Origin of the sequence: Escherichia sp. KTE114, from assembly GCF_000407765.1 — a bacterium.
In the GTDB taxonomy this organism is placed as follows: Bacteria; Pseudomonadota; Gammaproteobacteria; order Enterobacterales; family Enterobacteriaceae; genus Escherichia; species Escherichia ruysiae.
Genome location: NZ_KE136626.1, coordinates 4,409,190 through 4,431,247, shown reverse-complemented (window position 1 = coordinate 4,431,247; position 22,058 = coordinate 4,409,190). Strand labels below are relative to the sequence as shown.

21 protein-coding genes are annotated in these 22,058 nt (G+C 51.2%); 17 read left to right on the top strand and 4 right to left on the bottom strand.

Going from position 1 to position 22,058, the window contains the following annotated elements:
- The first annotated feature begins 71 nt into the window (after positions 1–71).
- Entirely contained in the window at positions 72–809 is a 738-nt protein-coding gene (gene trmN, locus WC5_RS00345) for a tRNA(1)(Val) (adenine(37)-N(6))-methyltransferase TrmN (RefSeq protein WP_010349146.1), read from the top strand.
- Here the strand turns inward: trmN and nadB are convergent.
- On the bottom strand, positions 794–2,416 hold the full coding sequence (nadB, locus tag WC5_RS00350) for an L-aspartate oxidase (protein WP_001020195.1): 1,623 nt from the start codon (positions 2,414–2,416) through the stop codon (positions 794–796). The two genes, trmN and nadB, sit on opposite strands and share 16 nt — an antisense overlap.
- 255 nt (positions 2,417–2,671) lie before the next feature.
- Between nadB and rseD the strand changes: the two genes are divergently transcribed.
- From rseD to shoB, 13 genes are all read left to right on the top strand, one after another.
- Complete coding sequence (rseD, locus tag WC5_RS25485; protein WP_032147913.1) at positions 2,672–2,827, top strand: rpoE leader peptide RseD; 156 nt, start codon at positions 2,672–2,674, stop codon at positions 2,825–2,827.
- Complete coding sequence (rpoE, locus tag WC5_RS00355) at positions 2,824–3,399, top strand: RNA polymerase sigma factor RpoE (protein ID WP_001295364.1); 576 nt, start codon at positions 2,824–2,826, stop codon at positions 3,397–3,399. Before rseD ends, rpoE begins: the two co-directional genes overlap by 4 nt.
- Before the next feature lie 32 nt (positions 3,400–3,431).
- On the top strand, positions 3,432–4,082 hold the full coding sequence (rseA, locus tag WC5_RS00360; protein ID WP_001168448.1) for an anti-sigma-E factor RseA: 651 nt from the start codon (positions 3,432–3,434) through the stop codon (positions 4,080–4,082).
- On the top strand, positions 4,082–5,038 hold the full coding sequence (gene rseB, locus WC5_RS00365; RefSeq protein ID WP_000812043.1) for a sigma-E factor regulatory protein RseB: 957 nt from the start codon (positions 4,082–4,084) through the stop codon (positions 5,036–5,038). Before rseA ends, rseB begins: the two co-directional genes overlap by 1 nt.
- Positions 5,035–5,514 (top strand): SoxR-reducing system protein RseC, encoded by a 480-nt coding sequence (rseC, locus tag WC5_RS00370; protein ID WP_000589062.1) that lies wholly within the window; start codon positions 5,035–5,037, stop codon positions 5,512–5,514. Before rseB ends, rseC begins: the two co-directional genes overlap by 4 nt.
- Before the next feature lie 197 nt (positions 5,515–5,711).
- Positions 5,712–7,511 (top strand): translation elongation factor 4, encoded by a 1,800-nt coding sequence (lepA, locus tag WC5_RS00375; RefSeq protein WP_000790174.1) that lies wholly within the window; start codon positions 5,712–5,714, stop codon positions 7,509–7,511.
- Positions 7,512–7,526: 15 nt separating this feature from the next.
- On the top strand, positions 7,527–8,501 hold the full coding sequence (gene lepB / locus WC5_RS00380; RefSeq protein ID WP_000002532.1) for a signal peptidase I: 975 nt from the start codon (positions 7,527–7,529) through the stop codon (positions 8,499–8,501).
- Between the two features lie 272 nt (positions 8,502–8,773).
- Positions 8,774–9,454 (top strand): ribonuclease III, encoded by a 681-nt coding sequence (gene rnc, locus WC5_RS00385; protein WP_001068343.1) that lies wholly within the window; start codon positions 8,774–8,776, stop codon positions 9,452–9,454.
- Positions 9,451–10,356, top strand: coding sequence for a GTPase Era (gene era / locus WC5_RS00390; RefSeq protein ID WP_000020738.1), 906 nt, complete (start codon positions 9,451–9,453; stop codon positions 10,354–10,356). Before rnc ends, era begins: the two co-directional genes overlap by 4 nt.
- Positions 10,357–10,487: 131 nt before the next feature.
- Positions 10,488–11,216 (top strand): DNA repair protein RecO, encoded by a 729-nt coding sequence (gene recO, locus WC5_RS00395; RefSeq protein WP_024192255.1) that lies wholly within the window; start codon positions 10,488–10,490, stop codon positions 11,214–11,216.
- An 11-nt stretch (positions 11,217–11,227) separates the two neighbouring features.
- Positions 11,228–11,959, top strand: coding sequence for a pyridoxine 5'-phosphate synthase (gene pdxJ / locus WC5_RS00400; protein ID WP_010349139.1), 732 nt, complete (start codon positions 11,228–11,230; stop codon positions 11,957–11,959).
- A complete protein-coding gene (gene acpS / locus WC5_RS00405; RefSeq protein WP_000986022.1) occupies positions 11,959–12,339 on the top strand; it encodes a holo-ACP synthase in 381 nt (126 codons plus the stop codon). The genes pdxJ and acpS overlap by 1 nt, the downstream gene beginning before the upstream one ends.
- A gap of 441 nt (positions 12,340–12,780) precedes the next feature.
- Complete coding sequence (gene shoB / locus WC5_RS0122860) at positions 12,781–12,861, top strand: type I toxin-antitoxin system toxin ShoB (protein ID WP_000128779.1); 81 nt, start codon at positions 12,781–12,783, stop codon at positions 12,859–12,861.
- Between the two features lie 190 nt (positions 12,862–13,051).
- On the opposite strand, the gene yfhL is transcribed toward shoB, so the two are convergent.
- Both yfhL and WC5_RS00415 read right to left on the bottom strand, forming a co-directional pair.
- Positions 13,052–13,312 carry a 4Fe-4S dicluster ferredoxin YfhL gene (gene yfhL, locus WC5_RS00410; protein WP_001196294.1) on the bottom strand — a complete coding sequence of 87 codons (261 nt, stop codon included), beginning with the start codon at positions 13,310–13,312 and terminating at the stop codon, positions 13,052–13,054.
- Positions 13,313–13,367: 55 nt separating this feature from the next.
- Positions 13,368–14,216, bottom strand: coding sequence for a MurR/RpiR family transcriptional regulator (locus WC5_RS00415; RefSeq protein ID WP_001013777.1), 849 nt, complete (start codon positions 14,214–14,216; stop codon positions 13,368–13,370).
- A gap of 208 nt (positions 14,217–14,424) precedes the next feature.
- On the opposite strand from WC5_RS00415, the gene yfhb reads away from it, so the two are divergent.
- Together yfhb and tadA are read left to right on the top strand one after the other, a co-directional pair.
- On the top strand, positions 14,425–15,060 hold the full coding sequence (gene yfhb, locus WC5_RS00420) for a phosphatidylglycerophosphatase C (RefSeq protein ID WP_000190662.1): 636 nt from the start codon (positions 14,425–14,427) through the stop codon (positions 15,058–15,060).
- A 57-nt stretch (positions 15,061–15,117) separates the two neighbouring features.
- Positions 15,118–15,621 carry a tRNA adenosine(34) deaminase TadA gene (gene tadA / locus WC5_RS00425; RefSeq protein ID WP_016231845.1) on the top strand — a complete coding sequence of 168 codons (504 nt, stop codon included), beginning with the start codon at positions 15,118–15,120 and terminating at the stop codon, positions 15,619–15,621.
- 145 nt (positions 15,622–15,766) lie between these two features.
- Here the strand turns inward: tadA and mltF are convergent, their stop codons facing one another.
- Positions 15,767–17,323, bottom strand: a complete 1,557-nt coding sequence (gene mltF / locus WC5_RS00430) for a membrane-bound lytic murein transglycosylase MltF (RefSeq protein WP_000734182.1) — start codon at positions 17,321–17,323, stop codon at positions 15,767–15,769.
- Positions 17,324–17,580: 257 nt separating this feature from the next.
- On the opposite strand from mltF, the gene purL reads away from it, so the two are divergent.
- Entirely contained in the window at positions 17,581–21,468 is a 3,888-nt protein-coding gene (gene purL, locus WC5_RS00435; RefSeq protein ID WP_000970150.1) for a phosphoribosylformylglycinamidine synthase, read from the top strand.
- Positions 21,469–22,058: the final 590 nt, after the last annotated feature.

Here is a 22,058-nt window from a genome sequence, read left to right as displayed (position 1 = left end):
TATGGATATCGCTTCTCAGGTATTGTTCTTACCCGGTGCTATCGCCGTTTTTCCAGCAAGGTTTTATTTTCATGTCACAGTCTACATCCGTGCTTCGTCGTAATGGATTTACTTTTAAACAGTTTTTTGTCGCACACGATCGCTGTGCAATGAAAGTGGGAACGGATGGAATTTTGCTGGGCGCATGGGCTCCTGTGGCTGGGGTAAAACGCTGCCTTGATATCGGTAGCGGTAGCGGGTTATTGGCTTTGATGCTGGCGCAGCGCACCGATGATGGCGTGATAATCGATGCGGTTGAAATTGAAAACGAAGCGGCTGCCCAGGCGCAGAAAAATATCGCGCAGTCCCCGTGGGCAGAGCGGATTAACGTCCATACGGGGGATATTCAGCAGTGGCTTACCCAGCAGACAACGCGCTTTGATTTAATCATCAGTAACCCGCCGTATTATCAGCAGGGAGTAGAGTGCGCAACACCACAGCGGGAGCAGGCGCGCTATACCACTACGCTTGATCACCAGACGTTGCTCACTTGCGCGGCAGAATGCATTACCGAAGAGGGATTTTTCTGCGTGGTGCTGCCAGAACAGATCGGTAATGGTTTTACTGAACTGGCGTTAAATATGGGCTGGCATTTACGTTTACGGACGGATGTGGCGGAAAACGAAGCGCGACTGCCGCATCGGGTGCTGCTGGCATTCTCCCCACAGGCGGGGGAGTGTTTTAGCGATCGCTTAGTGATTCGTGGGCCAGACCAGAACTATTCCGAAGCGTATACGGCGCTGACCCAGGCTTTTTATCTGTTTATGTAATGATTGCCGGGGGTGAGAATCGATGGACCGGAATGCGTGAGTAGCTCCGGGTAATCCAGCGTGTAATGCAAGCCCCGACTCTCTTTGCGCATTATCGCGCAGCGAACAATCAACTCGGCAACCTGCACCAGATTACGCAGCTCCAGCAAATTATTCGACACACGGAAGTGAGCATAATATTCATCTATCTCCTGCTGCAGCATATTGATCCGCCGCAGGGCGCGCTCCAGGCGCTTTGTTGTGCGTACAATGCCCACGTAATCCCACATAAACAGGCGTAACTCATGCCAGTTATGTTGAATCACCACCAGTTCATCAGGATTCTCAACGCGGCTTTCATCCCACGGCGGTAACGTACTGACGCCGCGCACATAAGGCATACGCTTTGCAATATCTTCCGCTGCCGACCAGCCGTAGACCAGACACTCCAGCAATGAGTTAGAGGCCATTCGGTTAGCGCCATGTAATCCTGTATAGCTGACTTCACCAATGGCATACAGGCCATCAACGTCGGTACGCCCATAATCATCTACCATCACGCCACCGCAGGTGTAGTGCGCAGCGGGCACTATTGGCACAGGCTCTTTCGTGAGATCAATGCCCAGCCCCAATAACTTTTCATAAATCATTGGGAAATGCTGACGAATAAAATCGGCGGGCTTATGGCTGATGTCGAGGAACATACAATCCGCGCCGAGGCGTTTCATTTCATGGTCAATGGCGCGGGCGACAATATCGCGCGGGGCCAGTTCGCCGCGCTCATCAAACTCGGGCATAAATCGTGTACCGTCCGGGCGTTTCAAATAAGCGCCTTCGCCACGTAAGGCTTCCGTTAACAGGAAATTTCGAGCCTGTGGATGATACAGTGCGGTAGGGTGGAACTGATTAAATTCAAGATTAGCAACCCGGCAACCCGCGCGCCAGGCCATGGCAATACCATCACCAGAGGAAATATCCGGATTGGTGGTATACTGATAAACTTTCGATGCGCCTCCGGTTGCCAGCACTACCGCTTTTGCGTGGCAGGTTTCTACCGCTTCTTTATTGCGATTCCACACCCATGCGCCAACAACCCGTCGCGTACCCAGCAGACCAATTTTGTCAGAAATAATCAGATCGACGGCGTTGCTGCGTTCCAGCACGCGAATATTCGGATGATTTTGCGCCTTGCTCACTAGTGTGGTTTCTACTTCTTTACCAGTGGCGTCGGCGGCATGAAGAATACGACGGTGACTATGTCCACCTTCACGGGTCAGATGGTAGCTCTCTTCGCCATTTGGCTGAACGTGGGTATCAAACAATACCCCCTGGTCGATCAACCATTGCACGCAGGAACGCGCATTGCTGGCAACAAATTCAACAGCATGGCGATCGCAAATTCCGGCACCAGCAATTAAGGTATCTTCCACATGTGAATCGATGCTGTCAGTTTCATCAAACACGGCGGCAATTCCGCCCTGGGCGTAAAACGTCGAGCCTTCTGTAACTGGACCTTTACTTAGAACGATGACTTGATGCTTATCCGCCAGACGTAGCGCCAGTGAAAGCCCGGCGGCACCGCTACCAATAATCAACACATCACAAGAATGTTCAGGGAAAATATTCATTTTGATTGTTTAATTTACTAAACACTGTTCGGCCAGCATAGCATCATGTTGTATAATTAAACACCTGTTATTTTGATGTTTGTTGCATGGGCTAAACATGTTGATTCAGGGAGGCGGGAAAAAGAGAAGTTGATCGTCGGCGGAGGATTAGGTGGTGAAATAAAAAGGCCGTTGGGTTACTCTTCAGGCAGTTAAATGGGCATTTCTACACAGATAATGCGTTATTCAGATTCTGTAGACTTATAATGATAGATAATGATCCGTCTACAGCATGACAAACAAAAACAGATGCGTTACGGAACTTTACAAAAACGAGACACTCTAACCCTTTGCTTGCTCAAATTGCAGCTAATGGAGTGGCGTTTCGATAGCGCGTGGAAATTTGGTTTGGGGAGATTTTACCTCGGATGAGCGAGCAGTTAACGGACCAGGTCCTGGTTGAGCGGGTCCAGAAGGGAGATCAGAAAGCCTTTAACTTACTGGTAGTGCGCTATCAGCATAAGGTGGCGAGTCTGGTTTCCCGCTATGTGCCGTCGGGTGATGTTCCCGATGTGGTACAAGAAGCTTTTATTAAAGCCTATCGTGCGCTGGATTCGTTCCGGGGAGATAGTGCTTTTTATACATGGCTGTATCGGATTGCTGTTAATACGGCAAAAAATTACCTGGTTGCTCAGGGGCGTCGTCCACCTTCCAGTGATGTGGATGCCATTGAAGCTGAAAACTTCGAAAGTGGCGGCGCGCTAAAAGAAATTTCGAACCCTGAGAACTTAATGTTGTCAGAAGAACTGAGACAGATAGTTTTCCGAACTATTGAGTCCCTCCCGGAAGATTTACGCATGGCAATAACCTTGCGGGAGCTGGATGGCCTGAGCTATGAAGAGATAGCCGCTATCATGGATTGTCCGGTGGGTACGGTGCGTTCACGTATCTTCCGAGCGAGGGAAGCTATTGATAATAAAGTTCAACCGCTTATCAGGCGTTGACGATAGCGGGATACTGGATAAGGGTATTAGGCATGCAGAAAGAACAACTTTCCGCTTTAATGGATGGCGAAACGCTGGATAGTGAGCTGCTTAACGAACTGGCTCACAACCCGGAAATGCAGAAAACCTGGGAAAACTATCACTTAATCCGTGACTCTATGCGGGGTGATACTCCCGAGGTGCTTCATTTCGATATCTCTTCCCGCGTGATGGCTGCCATTGAAGAAGAGCCAGTACGTCAACCGACGACATTGATCCCAGAGGCTCAGCCTGCACCGCATCAATGGCAGAAAATGCCATTTTGGCAGAAAGTACGTCCATGGGCGGCACAGCTTACCCAAATGGGCGTAGCGGCGTGTGTATCGCTTGCAGTTATCGTTGGCGTCCAGCACTATAATGGACAATCTGAAACGTCCCAGCAGCCCGAAACCCCGGTATTTAATACTCTGCCGATGATGGGTAAAGCCAGTCCGGTAAGTCTGGGAGTGCCTTCTGAAGCGACCGCGAATAATGGTCAACAGCAGCAGGTACAGGAGCAGCGTCGTCGCATTAATGCCATGTTGCAGGATTACGAACTGCAACGTCGACTCCACTCCGAACAGCTTCAGTTTGAGCAGGCACAAACACAGCAAGCCGCTGTACAGGTGCCAGGAATTCAAACTTTAGGAACGCAATCGCAGTAATGAAGCAACTTTGGTTTGCCATGTCATTAGTGACAGGTAGCCTGTTATTCTCTGCTAACGCCTCGGCCACCCCTGCGTCCGGGGCGTTATTACAGCAGATGAACCTGGCTAGTCAGTCACTGAATTACGAGCTGTCATTCATCAGCATCAATAAACAAGGTGTTGAGTCTCTGCGTTATCGACATGCACGCCTCGATAACCGTCCTCTTGCACAGTTGTTGCAAATGGATGGCCCGCGCCGGGAAGTGGTACAGCGCGGCAATGAAATCAGCTATTTTGAACCGGGTCTTGAACCGTTCACACTTAATGGCGATTACATTGTTGATTCTCTGCCATCGCTCATCTATACCGATTTCAAACGCCTTTCTCCTTACTACGACTTTATCTCCGTGGGGCGCACGCGTATTGCCGACCGCTTATGTGAGGTAATCCGCGTAGTCGCCCGTGATGGCACACGCTACAGCTACATCGTATGGATGGACACCGAATCGAAATTACCGATGCGGGTAGATCTCCTTGATCGCGATGGTGAAACGCTGGAACAATTCCGTGTGATTGCTTTCAACGTCAATCAGGATATCAGCAGCAGTATGCAGACGCTGGCGAAGGCGAACTTGCCACCGCTGCTTTCTGTACCAGTGGGGGAAAAAGCCAAATTTAACTGGGCTCCAACCTGGTTGCCACAGGGGTTTAGCGAAGTTTCCAGCAGTCGGCGTCCGCTACCGACGATGGACAACATGCCTATCGAATCACGTCTCTATTCCGACGGATTATTCAGCTTTTCGGTAAACGTTAACCGTGCTACGCCATCGAGCACCGACCAGATGTTGCGCACCGGACGCAGAACCGTTAGTACCAGCGTACGTGATAACGCCGAAATCACCATTGTTGGTGAACTGCCACCGCAAACGGCGAAGCGCATTGCCGAGAATATTAAGTTTGGGGCAGGGCAATGATTAAAGAGTGGGCCACTGTCGTCTCCTGGAAAAACGGGCAGGCGCTGGTCAGTTGTGATGTCAAAGCCTCATGCAGCAGCTGCGCTTCCCGTGCTGGTTGCGGTAGCCGCGTGTTGAATAAACTTGGCCCGCAAACCACGCATACCATCGTCGTACCCTGTGATGAACCGTTAGTGCCGGGGCAAAAAGTGGAATTAGGAATCGCCGAAGGCAGCCTGCTCAGCTCCGCATTACTGGTTTATATGTCGCCGCTAGTGGGATTATTCCTCATCGCTTCGTTATTTCAGCTACTCTTTGCTTCAGATATTGCAGCATTGTGCGGTGCGATTCTCGGCGGCGTTGGCGGATTCCTCATTGCGCGTGGATACTCACGTAAGTTTGCTGCCCGGGCAGAATGGCAACCTGTCATCTTAAGCGTGGCATTGCCGCCTGGCCTTGTGCGATTTGAAACATCTTCGGAAGACGCGAGCCAGTGATTTCACTGGCTTTGTTGTATTTTGCATAACAAATGCGAGGACGTTTCCAGATACCACAATCCATACGGTATGAACATTTCCTCGCCTCAATGTTGTAGTGTAGAATGCGGCGTTTCTATTAATACAGACGTTAAGCTCAGAACAGCGACTTCTAAAAGCCTGGTTAACCGGGCATTAAGGCACAATAATCATACTTTATGAAGAATATACGTAACTTTTCGATCATAGCTCACATTGACCACGGTAAATCGACGCTGTCTGACCGTATTATCCAGATCTGCGGTGGCCTGTCTGACCGTGAAATGGAGGCACAGGTTCTCGATTCCATGGATCTTGAGCGTGAGCGTGGCATAACTATCAAAGCGCAGAGCGTGACGCTGGACTATAAAGCGTCCGATGGCGAAACCTATCAACTTAACTTTATCGACACCCCAGGTCATGTGGACTTCTCTTATGAAGTATCGCGTTCGCTGGCCGCTTGTGAAGGCGCATTGCTGGTGGTTGACGCCGGGCAGGGCGTAGAAGCGCAAACCCTGGCAAACTGCTACACCGCAATGGAAATGGATCTCGAGGTAGTGCCGGTACTGAACAAGATTGACCTGCCGGCAGCCGATCCTGAACGAGTTGCGGAAGAAATTGAAGATATCGTTGGAATCGACGCCACCGACGCAGTGCGTTGCTCGGCGAAAACCGGCGTTGGTGTGCAGGACGTTCTCGAACGTCTGGTGCGCGACATCCCACCGCCGGAAGGCGATCCGGAAGGCCCGTTGCAGGCTCTGATTATCGACTCCTGGTTCGACAACTACCTGGGCGTTGTTTCACTTATCCGTATTAAAAACGGCACCCTGCGTAAGGGCGACAAAGTGAAAGTCATGAGTACCGGGCAGACTTATAACGCCGATCGTCTGGGTATTTTCACGCCGAAGCAAGTTGACCGTACAGAGCTGAAATGTGGCGAAGTAGGCTGGTTGGTATGTGCGATTAAAGATATTCACGGCGCACCAGTCGGTGACACCTTAACGCTGGCGCGTAATCCGGCAGAAAAGGCGCTGCCAGGATTTAAGAAAGTTAAACCGCAGGTTTACGCCGGTCTGTTCCCGGTAAGTTCCGACGACTATGAAGCCTTCCGCGATGCGCTGGGTAAATTGAGTCTCAACGATGCCTCTTTGTTCTACGAGCCGGAAAGCTCCACGGCGCTGGGCTTTGGTTTCCGCTGCGGCTTCCTCGGCCTGCTGCACATGGAGATTATTCAGGAACGTCTGGAACGCGAGTACGATCTTGACCTGATTACTACCGCTCCGACAGTCGTGTATGAAGTAGAAACTACGGGGAAAGAAGTTATCTACGTCGACAGCCCGTCTAAGCTGCCTGCGGTAAATAACATCTATGAACTGCGCGAGCCGATAGCAGAGTGTCACATGCTGCTGCCGCAGGCGTATCTTGGTAACGTCATTACGTTGTGCGTAGAAAAACGCGGCGTACAGACCAACATGGTTTATCACGGGAACCAGGTGGCACTGACGTATGAGATCCCGATGGCTGAAGTGGTACTCGACTTCTTCGATCGCCTGAAATCTACCTCGCGTGGTTATGCGTCTTTGGATTACAACTTCAAACGCTTCCAGGCGTCCGACATGGTGCGTGTTGACGTTTTAATCAACGGTGAACGTGTTGATGCGCTGGCGTTGATCACCCACCGTGATAATTCGCAAAACCGTGGTCGCGAGCTGGTGGAGAAGATGAAAGATCTGATCCCCCGCCAGCAGTTTGATATCGCCATTCAGGCTGCGATTGGAACGCACATCATTGCGCGTTCCACCGTGAAACAGCTGCGTAAAAACGTACTGGCTAAATGTTATGGCGGCGATATCAGCCGTAAGAAAAAGCTGCTGCAGAAGCAGAAAGAAGGTAAGAAACGCATGAAGCAGATCGGTAACGTCGAACTGCCGCAGGAAGCGTTCCTCGCCATTCTGCACGTCGGCAAAGACAACAAATAACCATTAGGAGTTGGCATGGCGAATATGTTTGCCCTGATTCTGGTGATTGCCACACTGGTGACGGGCATTTTGTGGTGCGTGGATAAATTCTTTTTCGCACCTAAACGGCGGGAACGTCAGGCAGCGGCGCAAGCGGCTGCCGGGGACTCACTGGATAAAGCAACGCTGAAAAAAGTTGCGCCGAAGCCTGGTTGGCTGGAAACCGGCGCTTCTGTATTTCCGGTGCTGGCTATCGTATTGATTGTGCGTTCGTTTATTTATGAACCGTTCCAGATCCCGTCAGGTTCGATGATGCCGACTCTGTTAATCGGTGACTTTATTCTGGTAGAGAAGTTTGCTTACGGCATTAAAGACCCTATCTACCAGAAAACGTTGATCGAAACCGGTCATCCGAAACGTGGCGATATTGTGGTCTTTAAATACCCGGAAGATCCAAAGCTTGATTACATCAAGCGTGCGGTGGGATTACCGGGCGATAAAGTCACTTACGATCCGGTAGCGAAAGAGGTGACTATTCAACCGGGATGCAGTTCCGGTCAGGCGTGTGAAAACGCGTTGCCGGTCACCTATTCCAACGTGGAGCCGAGCGATTTCGTACAGACCTTCTCACGTCGTAACGGCGGGGAAGCAACCAGCGGATTCTTTGAGGTGCCGAAAAACGAAACTAAAGAAAACGGTATTCGTCTTTCTGAACGTAAAGAGACACTGGGCGATGTAACGCATCGTATCCTGACCGTGCCGATTGCGCAGGATCAGGTGGGGATGTATTACCAGCAACCAGGACAACAACTGGCAACCTGGATTGTTCCGCCAGGGCAATACTTCATGATGGGTGATAATCGCGATAACAGCGCGGACAGCCGTTACTGGGGCTTTGTGCCGGAAGCGAATCTGGTCGGTCGGGCAACGGCTATCTGGATGAGTTTCGATAAGCAAGAAGGTGAATGGCCGACAGGCGTGCGCTTAAGTCGCATTGGTGGCATTCACTAATTGCTGTTATCCGTTCACGTTGTCGCCGTTATGGCGACAACGTGAATTATTTATGAGATAAATCTCCCGTGGCTAACGACATCCCCCGTCGTTGTGTATAGAATATTCCCCCGAAGTTTAAGGTTGGCACCTCCAGGTCGCCACGGCACACGAAACAGCGTTGGTCCCCATATACAGGTCAACTGAAACTGCTGCAAAGCTGTTAGCAGAACCCTGCATATCAGGTCTGTTTCGTGTGCTGAATTGTTGACGCATTTATTTATTGGTATCGCATGAACCCCATCGTAATTAATCGGCTTCAACGGAAGCTGGGCTACACTTTTAATCATCAGGAGCTGTTGCAGCAGGCATTAACCCATCGTAGTGCCAGCAGCAAACATAACGAGCGTTTAGAATTTTTAGGCGACTCTATTTTGAGCTACGTTATCGCCAATGCGCTGTATCACCGTTTCCCTCGTGTGGATGAAGGGGATATGAGCCGGATGCGCGCCACGCTAGTCCGTGGCAATACGCTGGCAGAACTGGCGCGTGAATTTGAGTTAGGTGAGTGCTTACGTTTAGGGCCGGGTGAACTTAAAAGCGGTGGATTTCGTCGCGAGTCGATTCTTGCTGACACCGTCGAAGCATTAATTGGCGGCGTATTCCTCGACAGCGATATTCAGACCGTCGAGAAATTAATCCTTAACTGGTATCAAACCCGTCTGGACGAAATTAGCCCAGGCGATAAACAAAAAGATCCGAAAACGCGCTTGCAAGAATATTTGCAGGGGCGCCATCTGCCTCTGCCAACTTATCTGGTAGTTCAGGTACGTGGCGAAGCGCACGATCAGGAATTTACTATCCACTGCCAGGTTAGCGGCCTGAGCGAACCGGTGGTTGGCACAGGTTCAAGCCGTCGTAAGGCTGAACAGGCTGCCGCCGAACAGGCGTTGAAAAAACTGGAGCTGGAATGAGCATCGATAAAAGTTACTGCGGATTTATTGCCATCGTCGGACGCCCGAACGTTGGCAAATCCACACTGCTGAACAAACTGTTGGGGCAGAAAATCTCCATCACTTCCCGCAAAGCGCAGACAACCCGTCACCGCATTGTGGGTATCCATACTGAAGGCGCGTATCAGGCGATCTACGTCGATACCCCAGGTCTGCATATGGAAGAAAAACGCGCCATTAACCGCCTGATGAACAAAGCGGCGAGCAGCTCCATTGGCGACGTTGAGCTGGTGATTTTTGTCGTTGAAGGCACCCGTTGGACGCCGGACGATGAAATGGTGCTCAACAAGCTGCGTGATGGCAAAGCGCCGGTGATCCTCGCGGTGAACAAAGTGGACAACGTGCAGGAAAAAGCCGATCTTCTGCCGCATCTGCAGTTCCTGGCAAGCCAGATGAATTTCCTCGATATTGTGCCGATTTCTGCCGAAACCGGGCTGAATGTGGACACTATTGCGGCAATCGTGCGTAAACATCTGCCGGAAGCGACGCATCACTTCCCGGAAGATTACATTACCGATCGCTCGCAGCGATTTATGGCCTCTGAAATCATCCGTGAAAAGCTGATGCGTTTCCTCGGTGCAGAACTGCCGTACTCCGTGACCGTGGAAATCGAACGTTTTGTCACCAATGAACGCGGCGGCTATGACATCAACGGCTTGATTCTCGTTGAGCGCGAAGGGCAGAAGAAGATGGTGATTGGCAACAAAGGAGCCAAGATCAAAACCATCGGGATTGAAGCGCGTAAAGACATGCAGGAAATGTTCGAAGCGCCTGTCCACCTTGAGCTGTGGGTGAAAGTGAAATCTGGCTGGGCCGACGACGAACGTGCGCTGCGTAGTCTCGGTTACGTTGACGATCTCTAATTAGCACACTCTATGACTTTCGAGGTGCAGGAAGGCGGCAAGACCGTGAATCCCTGGTCACTTACTAAAGTAAGTGACCAGGGGGAACAGTTGCAGCCAGGGCACCTGCAACTTGAAAGGCGACGAGTATGATGGAAGGCTGGCAGCGCGCATTTGTCCTGCATAGTCGCCCGTGGAGCGAAACCAGCCTGATGCTGGACGTCTTTACGGAGGAATCGGGACGCGTGCGTCTGGTTGCCAAAGGCGCACGTTCAAAACGTTCTACCGTGAAAGGCGCATTGCAGCCTTTCACACCTCTCTTGCTACGCTTCGGCGGGCGCGGTGAAGTCAAAACGCTGCGCAGTGCCGAAGCTGTCTCGCTGGCGCTGCCATTAAGCGGTATTACGCTTTACAGCGGTCTGTACATCAACGAACTTCTCTCCCGCGTTCTGGAATACGAGACGCGCTTCTCGGAACTCTTTTTCGATTACTTGCACTGTATTCAGTCTCTGGCAGGTGCCACTGGTACGCCAGAACCGGCGCTGCGCCGCTTTGAGCTGGCGCTGCTCGGGCATCTGGGTTATGGGGTCAACTTTACCCATTGCGCAGGTAGCGGTGAGCCGGTAGATGACACCATGACGTATCGTTATCGCGAAGAGAAAGGTTTTATTGCCAGTGTGGTTATCGATAATAAAACGTTCACCGGGAGGCAGTTGAAAGCGTTACATGCGCGGGAATTTCCTGACGCCGACACATTGCGAGCAGCGAAACGCTTTACCCGCATGGCGCTTAAGCCTTATCTTGGCGGTAAACCTTTAAAAAGCAGGGAACTGTTCCGGCAGTTTATGCCTAAGCGAACGGTGAAAACACATAATGACTGATGAGGATTGTCATGGCTGAATTACTGTTAGGCGTCAACATTGACCATATCGCAACGCTGCGTAATGCGCGTGGTACTGCTTATCCAGACCCGGTACAGGCGGCGTTTATTGCCGAGCAGGCGGGTGCTGATGGCATTACCGTGCATTTGCGCGAAGATCGTCGCCACATTACCGACCGCGATGTGCGAATCCTGCGTCAGACGCTGGATACCCGCATGAATCTGGAAATGGCGGTGACTGAAGAGATGTTGGCGATTGCCGTTGAGACGAAGCCGCATTTTTGCTGCCTGGTGCCGGAAAAGCGTCAGGAAGTGACAACCGAAGGCGGCCTGGACGTTGCGGGTCAGCGTGACAAAATGCGCGATGCTTGCAAACGTCTGGCAGATGCCGGGATTCAGGTTTCTCTGTTTATCGACGCCGATGAAGAACAAATTAAAGCTGCCGCTGAGGTTGGCGCACCGTTTATCGAGATCCACACCGGTTGTTACGCCGATGCCAAAACTGATGCTGAACAGGCGCAAGAGCTGGCGCGTATTACTAAAGCTGCGACCTTTGCCGCAAGCCTCGGTCTGAAAGTTAATGCCGGTCACGGTCTGACCTATCACAATGTGAAAGCCATCGCCGCCATCCCTGAGATGCACGAACTGAATATCGGACATGCCATTATTGGCCGTGCGGTAATGACCGGACTGAAAGATGCCGTGGCAGAAATGAAGCGTCTGATGCTGGAAGCGCGTGGCTAATGGCAATATTAGGTTTAGGCACGGATATCGTAGAGATCGCTCGCATTGAAGCGGTGATCGCTCGATCCGGTGATCGCCTGGCACGACGCGTATTAAGCGATCATGAATGGGAGATCTGGAAAACGCACCATCAGCCGGTGCGTTTTCTGGCGAAGCGTTTTGCCGTGAAAGAAGCGGCGGCAAAAGCGTTTGGTACTGGGATCCGCAATGGCCTGGCATTTAATCAGTTTGAAGTGTTCAACGATGAACTCGGCAAGCCACGGCTGCGGTTGTGGGGCGAGGCGTTAAAATTGGCAGAAAAGCTGGGTGTCGCACATATGCATGTGACGCTGGCAGATGAACGCCACTATGCTTGCGCCACGGTAATAATTGAAAGTTAAAACTCTTTCTCGAACACCTAAATAATACCGTTCTTTTAAAAAGTAAAACCCCCGAACTGGTAAGGAACGGGGGTTTTACTTTATAACTTAAATAATATTGTGCAGCACGCACCCTCAACGGGAGTGATTATGGATCAGGGGGGTTATCTTTTACAAGCAACTTGCAATCTTTAGCATAAAAACTCGAGCCTTGACGAAGAATTCGATATCGATGGAAAGATTAACGTGACTGCCAATTCATAAGCACTTTAAAATTGGCTTCGTTATTGGAGATTTTGCTGTGCTTTACACCATATCACTGAATTCCCCCATTGAAACGAGTGGTGTCGTCAAAGCTCTGGTGCGGAGTGCAGCATGTACCCTCAATAACTCGCACGTTCAGTTTTGGGGAGATGTAAGGGCTAATCTGAACGGCTGCATTCCTTGTTTAAGGAAAAACGAATGACTGATTGTCGATACCTTATTAAACGGGTTATTAAAGTCGTCATTGCTGTTTTACAGCTGATCCTTCTGTTCTTGTAACATCAGGAAACGTACTTAAGGCGCGTCGGCTTAACCAGCCAGACGCGCCTTTAATAATAATTAAGTGTCTGCGCAGATATTATCGAAATTCATTTAATGAATGTTTTTATTAATGACATCATAAAAATAAATATAATAATTTCGTTTTTACACGAGTGAATAAGCAATATCCTGCTCCAGAGGAAAAATACTAAATCTTATCCGCATGATGCATCAGCACAAACTTGTCCCACAACTGTTCTTCTGTTTCAACATGCGCCGGATCTTTCACAATAGTATTGGGGATCGGGCACACTTTCTGGCAGGTTGGCGTCTCGTAATGACCTACGCATTCGGTACACTTGTCGCTGTTAATCTCGTAGATATGTTCACCCATCGAAATCGCCTCATTCGGGCATTCGGGTTCACACATATCACAATTGATGCATTTTTTAGTGATTAACAGCGCCATAAGGAAACTCTCAAAACAACACAAACCGGGCGGGCATTATACGCGCATTCTTTACTCAAACCAGTTTTTTCACCAGCGCCTCACTATGACGAATACGTTCTGGTGCCAGTTCCAGATCCTGCTGGATCAGCGCAATGAACAGCAAATCCGTTAACATTCCCTGAGCATGACATGCGGAGATCGAAGCACTGTTTGTCGCTTGTTCTTCGGCAATGGTATACAGGCAATGAGAAGCGCGCTGTTGCAGGGCATTGGGGGTGAAACCGGTGATTGCCAGCACTTTTCCACCCACTCGCAGCATTTCATCTGCTGCCAGGTTTAACTCGCGCCGTACACCTGTGTATGAGATGGCTAATAACAAATCGTCCGGTGACGAAGCTTGCACTGTTGCAAGCAACGCGTGCATATCACGCTCAGCGGCAGCATTAAAACCAATCTTCATCAGCTTCCAGGCAAAATTCTGCGCCACCAGACCGGAAGCGCCAATACCAGTCAGAATAACCCGTCGCGCAGAACGAAGCATCGACACGCATTCATGTAGCTTCTCCTCACTATTGACGTTCAGTGTTGCGTACATGGCAGCCGTATTTTCTTTAATCAGCTTTTCGCCAACCAGCCGTAACGGATCATCACCGCGAATTTGGTTATGAATGGGTACGGAGGGCGATTCCGGTTGGCTTGCCAGAGCTTCGCTTAACGCCAATTTAAGTGCCGGAAAACCTTTATAGCCAAGTTTTTGCGCGAACTTCACTACGCTGGACTGACTGACTCCGGCTTCGTTGGCCAGTTGTTGGGAACTAAGGTGGCGGGCAGTGTCCGGTTGTAGCAGGAGATAGTCCGCCAGCTTTTTATCACTCTGGGCAAGCCCCTGGTAACGCTGACGGATACGAAGTAAGCCGTTCATATCTTTCCTCGCGATGAATTAATGGCGACAACAGGCAATATGAGACACAAGCGAGAGAATATTATATTCCATCAAAGTTAATTGCCATGAATTAAAAATTCCAGTCAACCATTATGCGATAGATTGTTGCCGGAAAAGTGATGATCTATCTGTTAGGCTATCTGGTAGTGAAAATTAATCAGGATGTATCAGTCCAGAGGGGTATGGTTTGGCAACTCACGAGCGCCGTGTGGTGTTTTTTGACTTAGATGGAACATTGCATCAACAGGATATGTTCGGCAGTTTTCTGCGCTACTTACTGCGCCGACAGCCGCTGAATGCGTTACTTGTTCTGCCGCTGTTGCCGGTCATTGTCATTGCATTATTAATCAAGGGGCGAGCGGCACGTTGGCCGATGAGTCTGCTGCTATGGGGCTGTACCTTTGGTCATAGCGAAGCACGTTTACAGGCGTTACAAGCCGATTTCGTGCATTGGTTTCGCGACAATGTTACGGCGTTCCCGCTAGTGCAGGAACGTCTGACCAGCTATTTGCTAAGCTCCGATGCTGACATTTGGTTGATTACCGGTTCCCCTCAGGCTTTGGTCGAAGCGGTTTATTTCGATACGCCGTGGCTGCCACGCGTTAATCTTATCGCCAGTCAGATCCAGCGCGGCTATGGCGGCTGGGTGCTGACTATGCGCTGTCTTGGCCATGAAAAGGTCGCGCAACTGGAACGCAAAATCGGCACACCGCTGCGGCTGTACAGTGGCTATAGCGACAGTAATCAGGACAATCCGCTACTCTATTTTTGTCAGCATCGCTGGCGGGTAACGCCTCGCGGTGAACTCCAGCAACTGGAATAGAGTAAAGCATAGCGTCCGTGTATAATGCGCCGCGCTTTTATAACCGGAGTTTTCTTTTTGTCTGAAGTCGAATTTAGCCACGAATACTGGATGCGTCATGCGCTGACGCTGGCGAAACGTGCCTGGGACGAGCGAGAAGTGCCGGTCGGCGCGGTATTAGTGCATAACAATCGCGTAATCGGCGAAGGATGGAATCGTCCGATAGGACGCCATGATCCAACTGCACATGCAGAAATCATGGCGCTGCGGCAAGGAGGGCTGGTGATGCAGAATTATCGCCTGATCGACGCCACGTTGTATGTCACGCTGGAGCCATGCGTGATGTGTGCCGGAGCGATGATCCACAGCCGTATTGGTCGCGTAGTCTTTGGCGCGCGTGATGCGAAAACTGGCGCTGCCGGATCATTAATGGATGTATTGCACCATCCTGGTATGAATCATCGAGTGGAAATTACGGAAGGAATACTGGCGGATGAGTGCGCGGCGCTACTCAGCGATTTTTTCCGAATGCGCCGCCAGGAAATCAAAGCGCAGAAAAAAGCGCAACCCTTGACGGGTTGAGGCTGATGACAAATGCAAAATTGCCTTATGCACTATGCTTATCAGGGCTGTGTAATATATTGAATTTAAGTGTTTTTGTAGACCAGATAAGGCATTCACGCTGCATCCGGCATGAACAAAGCGCACTTTGTCCGCAATCTACAGATTAATTTTGCTTCTCTTCACTCCCTTTCCTGGAAAACAGTAGAGAAGGGGAGTGCGTCAGATAATTAGATGACGACTGCGAAAGAAACGAGAGAAAGGGAAATTTTCCCTTACCCAATTCAGCGGGTGATACCGCCGGATAATCCTGGGCCAGCTGCATCGCCGCTTCTGTAGCCTGCTTCTCTTTCTCTTGCAGATAACCCACCAGGCTAATCTGATACTTACGAATATTTTCGACATAAGCATAGGCTTCATGCCCACGCGCATAGCCGTAAGTCAGCTTGCTGTAATAGGGTTTCTGGCTAAGTAAAGGCAGACGCTGTTTGACATCGGCCCAACTGTCAGGATTGCCTTTGGTTTTTGCTGTCAGGGCGCGGGCGTCCAGCATATGTGCATAGCCCATATTATAGGCGGCGAGCGCAAACCAGATCCGCTCATTTTCTGGCACGCTCTCTGGCACTTTACTCATCATATTCTGCAAGTAACGCGCGCCACCGCTGATGCTTTGTTCGGCATCAGTGCGGTCGGTAATGCCCAGGCTTTGCGCGGTATTTTTGGTTAACATCATCATGCCGCGTACACCGGTCGGCGAAGTGGCCTGCGCATCCCAGTGCGATTCCTGATAAGCAATAGCGGCCAGCAAACGCCAGTCAATTTCTTCGGCGTATTTCTCAAACAGAGGCTTTAACTGCGGCAGTACCGCATCAACGGCGCGTAAAAATGTGCGTGTATCAACGTAATCAAAATCATCGCCATGTCCGAGATATTTCTCTTCAATACGCGCCAGTGTGCCGTCTTCATTCATTTCATTGAAGAAATCGAGCAGAGCCGCAGAAAGCGTATTATCGTTATCTAATTGACTAAACCAGGTCACCGGTTGTTCATCGGTGATATCCAGTGCCACAGCAAGTTCCGGGTGAACGCGCTGAAACAGGCTGATAGCGACAGAATCGGCAATGGTGTAATCGAGCTTACCTTCGATAACATCTTCCATTAACTCCACAGATCCTTTTCTGTCGTCCACTTTCCAGCTTAATTCCGGGAACTTAGTCTCTTTCAGTTTTTGCAGATCGTTAATGACAACATGCCCTGGAGCGACGGACAACTGTTCTGCCGTCAGATTGCCCAGCGTCCGTGGTCGATACTGACCCACTTTATAGACCAGTTGTTGTGAAACGGAATAATAGGTTGGGCCAGGCTGATAATTTTTAACCCTTTCGCTGTTATAGACCAGTCCCGCTGCCAGCAGATCGGCATCTCCGTTATCGAGATCGTCAAACAACTGGCTGATGTTCTGCCGTACGGTGACTTTCAGTTTTACGCCGAGGTAATCGGCAAACTGTTTTGCCAGTTCGTAATCCAGGCCAAAAGGTTTACCGTTGATTTCGTTATATGTCAGGGGAGTATGAATAGTGCTCACACGCAACTCTCCCCGCGCTTGTATGGCGGCGATACGATTGTCGGCTTTACCAAACCAGGGAATGGATGGCCAAAGAGCGACCGCGAGAAGCAGTGCCAGAATGCCGATGAACAGATAATTAATCTTTAATTTTTTCAATTAGTTAATTCTCTGTGTCGTGCGCGTCCCAGCCTGAAAGATTGTAATGCTAAAGAAAGGTTTAATCATAAATGAGCGGCATTTTGCGTAAACTTGCGCCAGTTGGCAACTTATTACAGAGATTGGCGGCACGCGTTGCTAATTCATGATGGTGATTTTATTTCCACGCAAACGGTTTCGTCAGCGCATCAGATTCTTTATAATGACGCCCGTTTCCCCCCCTTGGGTACACCGAAAGCTTAGAAGACGAGAGACTTATGATGGAAATTCTGCGTGGTTCGCCTGCATTGTCGGCATTCCGAATCAACAAACTGCTGGCACGTTTTCAGGCTGCCAGGCTCCCGGTTCACAACATTTACGCCGAGTATGTCCATTTTGCTGACCTCAATGCGCCGTTAAACGATGATGAGCACGCACAGCTTGAACGCCTGCTGAAATATGGCCCGGCACTCGCCAGCCACGCCCCGCAAGGCAAACTACTGCTGGTGACCCCGCGTCCTGGCACCATCTCTCCCTGGTCTTCGAAAGCGACCGATATCGCCCATAACTGCGGGCTGCAACAGGTAAACCGCCTTGAGCGCGGCGTTGCTTACTATGTAGAAGCCGGTACGCTGACTAATGAACAATGGCAGCAGGTTACCGCTGAACTGCACGACCGCATGATGGAAACGGTCTTTTTCGCTTTAGATGATGCAGAGCAGCTGTTTGCTCATCATCAACCGACTCCGGTTACCAGCGTTGATTTGTTGGGGCAGGGGCGTCAGGCGCTGATTGACGCTAACCTGCGCCTCGGTCTGGCACTGGCGGAAGATGAAATTGACTATCTGCAGGATGCTTTCACGAAGCTTGGTCGTAACCCGAACGACATAGAGCTTTATATGTTCGCCCAGGCGAACTCTGAGCACTGCCGTCATAAGATTTTTAACGCCGACTGGATTATCGACGGTGAACAGCAACCGAAATCGCTGTTCAAGATGATCAAAAACACCTTCGAAACCACGCCGGATCACGTTCTTTCTGCTTATAAAGATAACGCCGCCGTGATGGAAGGTTCTGAAGTGGGCCGCTACTTTGCTGACCACGAAACAGGTCGCTACGACTATCATCAGGAACCTGCGCATATCCTGATGAAAGTAGAAACCCACAACCACCCGACGGCGATTTCTCCATGGCCGGGCGCGGCGACCGGTTCCGGCGGCGAAATCCGTGATGAAGGCGCAACCGGACGCGGCGCGAAGCCGAAAGCCGGTCTGGTCGGTTTCTCCGTATCCAACCTGCGTATTCCAGGCTTCGAACAGCCGTGGGAAGAAGATTTCGGTAAGCCTGAGCGCATTGTTACCGCGCTGGACATCATGACCGAAGGCCCGCTTGGCGGCGCGGCGTTTAACAATGAATTTGGTCGTCCGGCACTGAACGGCTATTTCCGTACTTATGAAGAAAAAGTGAACAGCCACAACGGCGAAGAGCTGCGCGGTTATCACAAACCGATCATGCTGGCGGGCGGGATCGGCAACATCCGGGCCGATCACGTACAAAAAGGCGAGATCAATGTCGGCGCGAAGCTGGTCGTTCTCGGCGGCCCGGCAATGAACATCGGCCTTGGCGGCGGCGCGGCGTCTTCTATGGCTTCCGGTCAGTCTGATGCCGACCTCGATTTCGCCTCTGTACAGCGCGACAACCCAGAGATGGAACGGCGTTGCCAGGAAGTGATCGACCGCTGCTGGCAGTTGGGGGATGCCAACCCAATCCTGTTTATCCACGACGTCGGCGCGGGCGGCCTTTCTAACGCCATGCCGGAGCTGGTGAGCGACGGCGGACGCGGCGGTAAATTTGAACTGCGCGATATCCTGAGCGATGAACCGGGCATGAGCCCGCTGGAAATCTGGTGTAACGAATCCCAGGAACGTTATGTACTGGCGGTTGCTGCCGATCAGTTACCGCTGTTTGACGAATTGTGTAAGCGTGAACGTGCGCCATACGCGGTGATTGGTGAAGCGACCGAAGAACTGCATCTTTCTCTGCACGATCGTCATTTTGATAATCAGCCAATCGATCTGCCGCTGGACGTGCTGCTTGGTAAAACGCCGAAGATGACCCGCGATGTACAAACACTGAAAGCGAAGGGCGATGCGCTGGCTCGTGAAGGGATCACCATTGCTGACGCGGTGAAACGCGTGCTGCATCTGCCGACTGTGGCAGAGAAAACCTTCCTGGTGACCATCGGTGACCGCAGCGTAACTGGCATGGTAGCGCGCGATCAGATGGTGGGGCCATGGCAGGTGCCGGTCGCTAACTGCGCGGTCACTACCGCCAGCCTCGACAGCTACTACGGTGAAGCGATGGCGATTGGCGAACGTGCGCCGGTTGCGCTGCTGGATTTCGCCGCCTCTGCCCGTCTGGCGGTCGGTGAAGCGTTAACTAACATCGCCGCAACACAGATTGGCGATATCAAACGCATTAAACTTTCCGCCAACTGGATGGCGGCAGCAGGTCATCCTGGTGAAGATGCGGGCCTGTATGAAGCTGTTAAAGCTGTGGGCGAAGAGCTTTGCCCGGCGCTGGGCCTGACGATCCCGGTGGGTAAAGACTCCATGTCGATGAAAACCCGCTGGCAGGAAGGTAACGAAGAACGCGAAATGACGTCGCCGCTGTCGCTGGTCATTTCTGCATTTGCCCGCGTGGAAGATGTACGTCACACCATCACGCCGCAGCTTTCTACCGAAGATAACGCACTGCTGCTGATTGATTTGGGCAAAGGCAATAACGCGCTGGGCGCAACGGCGCTGGCGCAGGTTTATCGTCAGCTTGGCGACAAACCGGCAGATGTACGTGACGTCGCGCAACTGAAAGGCTTCTATGACGCGATTCAGGCGCTGGTAGCACAGCGTAAGCTGCTCGCGTACCACGACCGCTCTGATGGTGGCCTGCTGGTAACGCTGGCGGAAATGGCGTTTGCCGGTCATTGCGGCATTGAAGCGGATATCGCCTCTCTCGGAGAGGATCGCCTGGCTGCGTTGTTTAACGAAGAGCTGGGTGCGGTGATTCAGGTACGCGCAGCAGAACGTGAAGCAGTAGAAACCCTACTGGCACAGCACGGCCTTGCTGATTGCATCCATTATGTCGGTCAGGCGGTTTCCGGTGACCGTTTTGTGATTACTGCCAACGGACAGGCGGTATTCAGCGAAAGCCGCACCACGTTGCGTGTCTGGTGGGCAGAAACTACCTGGCAGATGCAGCGCCTGCGTGACAACCCGGAATGTGCCGACCAGGAACACCAGGCGAAATCTAACGATGCCGATCCGGGTCTGAATGTGAAATTGTCGTTCGATATCAACGAAGATGTGGCGGCACCATTTATTGCCACTGGCGCGCGCCCGAAAGTTGCCGTGCTGCGTGAGCAGGGCGTGAACTCGCATGTGGAAATGGCGGCAGCTTTTCACCGTGCAGGCTTCGATGCAATCGACGTACATATGAGCGACCTGCTGGCTGGACGCACGGGCCTGGAGGATTTCCACGCCCTGGTAGCGTGCGGTGGTTTCTCCTACGGCGACGTATTGGGCGCAGGTGAAGGCTGGGCGAAATCAATCCTGTTCAATAATCGTGTACGCGATGAGTTTGCAACCTTCTTCCACCGTCCGCAAACGCTGGCGCTGGGGGTATGTAACGGTTGCCAAATGATGTCTAATCTGCGTGAACTGATCCCGGGTAGCGAGTTGTGGCCACGTTTTGTGCGTAATACCTCGGATCGCTTTGAAGCGCGTTTCAGCCTGGTTGAAGTGACCCAAAGCCCGTCGCTGCTGTTGCAGGGAATGGTGGGTTCACAGATGCCGATTGCCGTTTCTCACGGTGAAGGGCGTGTGGAAGTGCGCGATGCGGCTCATCTGGCAGCACTGGAAAGCAAAGGGCTGGTGGCGCTGCGCTATGTCGATAACTTCGGCAAAGTCACCGAAACTTACCCGGCTAACCCGAACGGTTCCCCGAACGGTATTACGGCGGTCACGACTGAAAGCGGTCGTGTCACCATTATGATGCCGCACCCGGAGCGTGTTTTCCGTACTGTCAGCAATTCATGGCATCCGGAAAACTGGGGCGAGGATGGGCCATGGATGCGTATTTTCCGCAATGCGCGTAAGCAGCTGGGTTAAGATATCGGGCAATATGCGCATCGCCTGATGCGCTATGCTTGTCTGGTTGGCTCGGATGTTTCCTGCAATGTATTGAATTTGCAATATTTTGTAGGCCGGATGTGGCGTTACACACAACCACTTAGCCAACAATTATAAGCTCCCAACACCGGGAGCTTTTTTGTGTCTGTAAATCACGACAATGTGTGATTTACCGTGTCGCTTATAGGTGACACTTAACTTGTTGATTTAATTTAAAACAAACAATTTCATCTTTGGATGTCTCTTTTAAACGACACAGTGGCTGATTTATAGCCAAGCAGTGGAGTAGCCATTAATTCATCAAAGCTACGTTTATCAGTACGTTATCAAACTATTTTATTTATTGGCACAGTTACTGCATAATAATAACCAGTGGCTCATTCACCGACTTATGTCAGCCCCTTCGGGACGTGCTACATAAAATTAGAATGACGCACAACAAGGTGCCTGCCGTCCAACTTCTGATATCAGCTTAGCTATATCAACCATCGGGCGAAACGTCGAGTTAGGCACCGCCTTATTCCACAACAAAGCCGGGTAATTCCCGGCTTTGTTGTATCTGAACGTCC

Bases quoted from the DNA above. Each gene is read 5' to 3' on its own strand.
- trmN (WP_010349146.1), top strand. From the start codon at position 72: ATGTCACAGTCTACATCCGTGCTTCGTCGTAATGGATTTACTTTTAAA.
- nadB (WP_001020195.1), bottom strand. From the start codon at position 2,416: ATGAATATTTTCCCTGAACATTCTTGTGATGTGTTGATTATTGGTAGC.
- rseD (WP_032147913.1), top strand. From the start codon at position 2,672: ATGATCCGTCTACAGCATGACAAACAAAAACAGATGCGTTACGGAACT.
- rpoE (WP_001295364.1), top strand. From the start codon at position 2,824: ATGAGCGAGCAGTTAACGGACCAGGTCCTGGTTGAGCGGGTCCAGAAG.
- rseA (WP_001168448.1), top strand. From the start codon at position 3,432: ATGCAGAAAGAACAACTTTCCGCTTTAATGGATGGCGAAACGCTGGAT.
- rseB (WP_000812043.1), top strand. From the start codon at position 4,082: ATGAAGCAACTTTGGTTTGCCATGTCATTAGTGACAGGTAGCCTGTTA.
- rseC (WP_000589062.1), top strand. From the start codon at position 5,035: ATGATTAAAGAGTGGGCCACTGTCGTCTCCTGGAAAAACGGGCAGGCG.
- lepA (WP_000790174.1), top strand. From the start codon at position 5,712: ATGAAGAATATACGTAACTTTTCGATCATAGCTCACATTGACCACGGT.
- lepB (WP_000002532.1), top strand. From the start codon at position 7,527: ATGGCGAATATGTTTGCCCTGATTCTGGTGATTGCCACACTGGTGACG.
- rnc (WP_001068343.1), top strand. From the start codon at position 8,774: ATGAACCCCATCGTAATTAATCGGCTTCAACGGAAGCTGGGCTACACT.
- era (WP_000020738.1), top strand. From the start codon at position 9,451: ATGAGCATCGATAAAAGTTACTGCGGATTTATTGCCATCGTCGGACGC.
- recO (WP_024192255.1), top strand. From the start codon at position 10,488: ATGGAAGGCTGGCAGCGCGCATTTGTCCTGCATAGTCGCCCGTGGAGC.
- pdxJ (WP_010349139.1), top strand. From the start codon at position 11,228: ATGGCTGAATTACTGTTAGGCGTCAACATTGACCATATCGCAACGCTG.
- acpS (WP_000986022.1), top strand. From the start codon at position 11,959: ATGGCAATATTAGGTTTAGGCACGGATATCGTAGAGATCGCTCGCATT.
- shoB (WP_000128779.1), top strand. From the start codon at position 12,781: ATGACTGATTGTCGATACCTTATTAAACGGGTTATTAAAGTCGTCATT.
- yfhL (WP_001196294.1), bottom strand. From the start codon at position 13,312: ATGGCGCTGTTAATCACTAAAAAATGCATCAATTGTGATATGTGTGAA.
- WC5_RS00415 (WP_001013777.1), bottom strand. From the start codon at position 14,216: ATGAACGGCTTACTTCGTATCCGTCAGCGTTACCAGGGGCTTGCCCAG.
- purL (WP_000970150.1), top strand. From the start codon at position 17,581: ATGATGGAAATTCTGCGTGGTTCGCCTGCATTGTCGGCATTCCGAATC.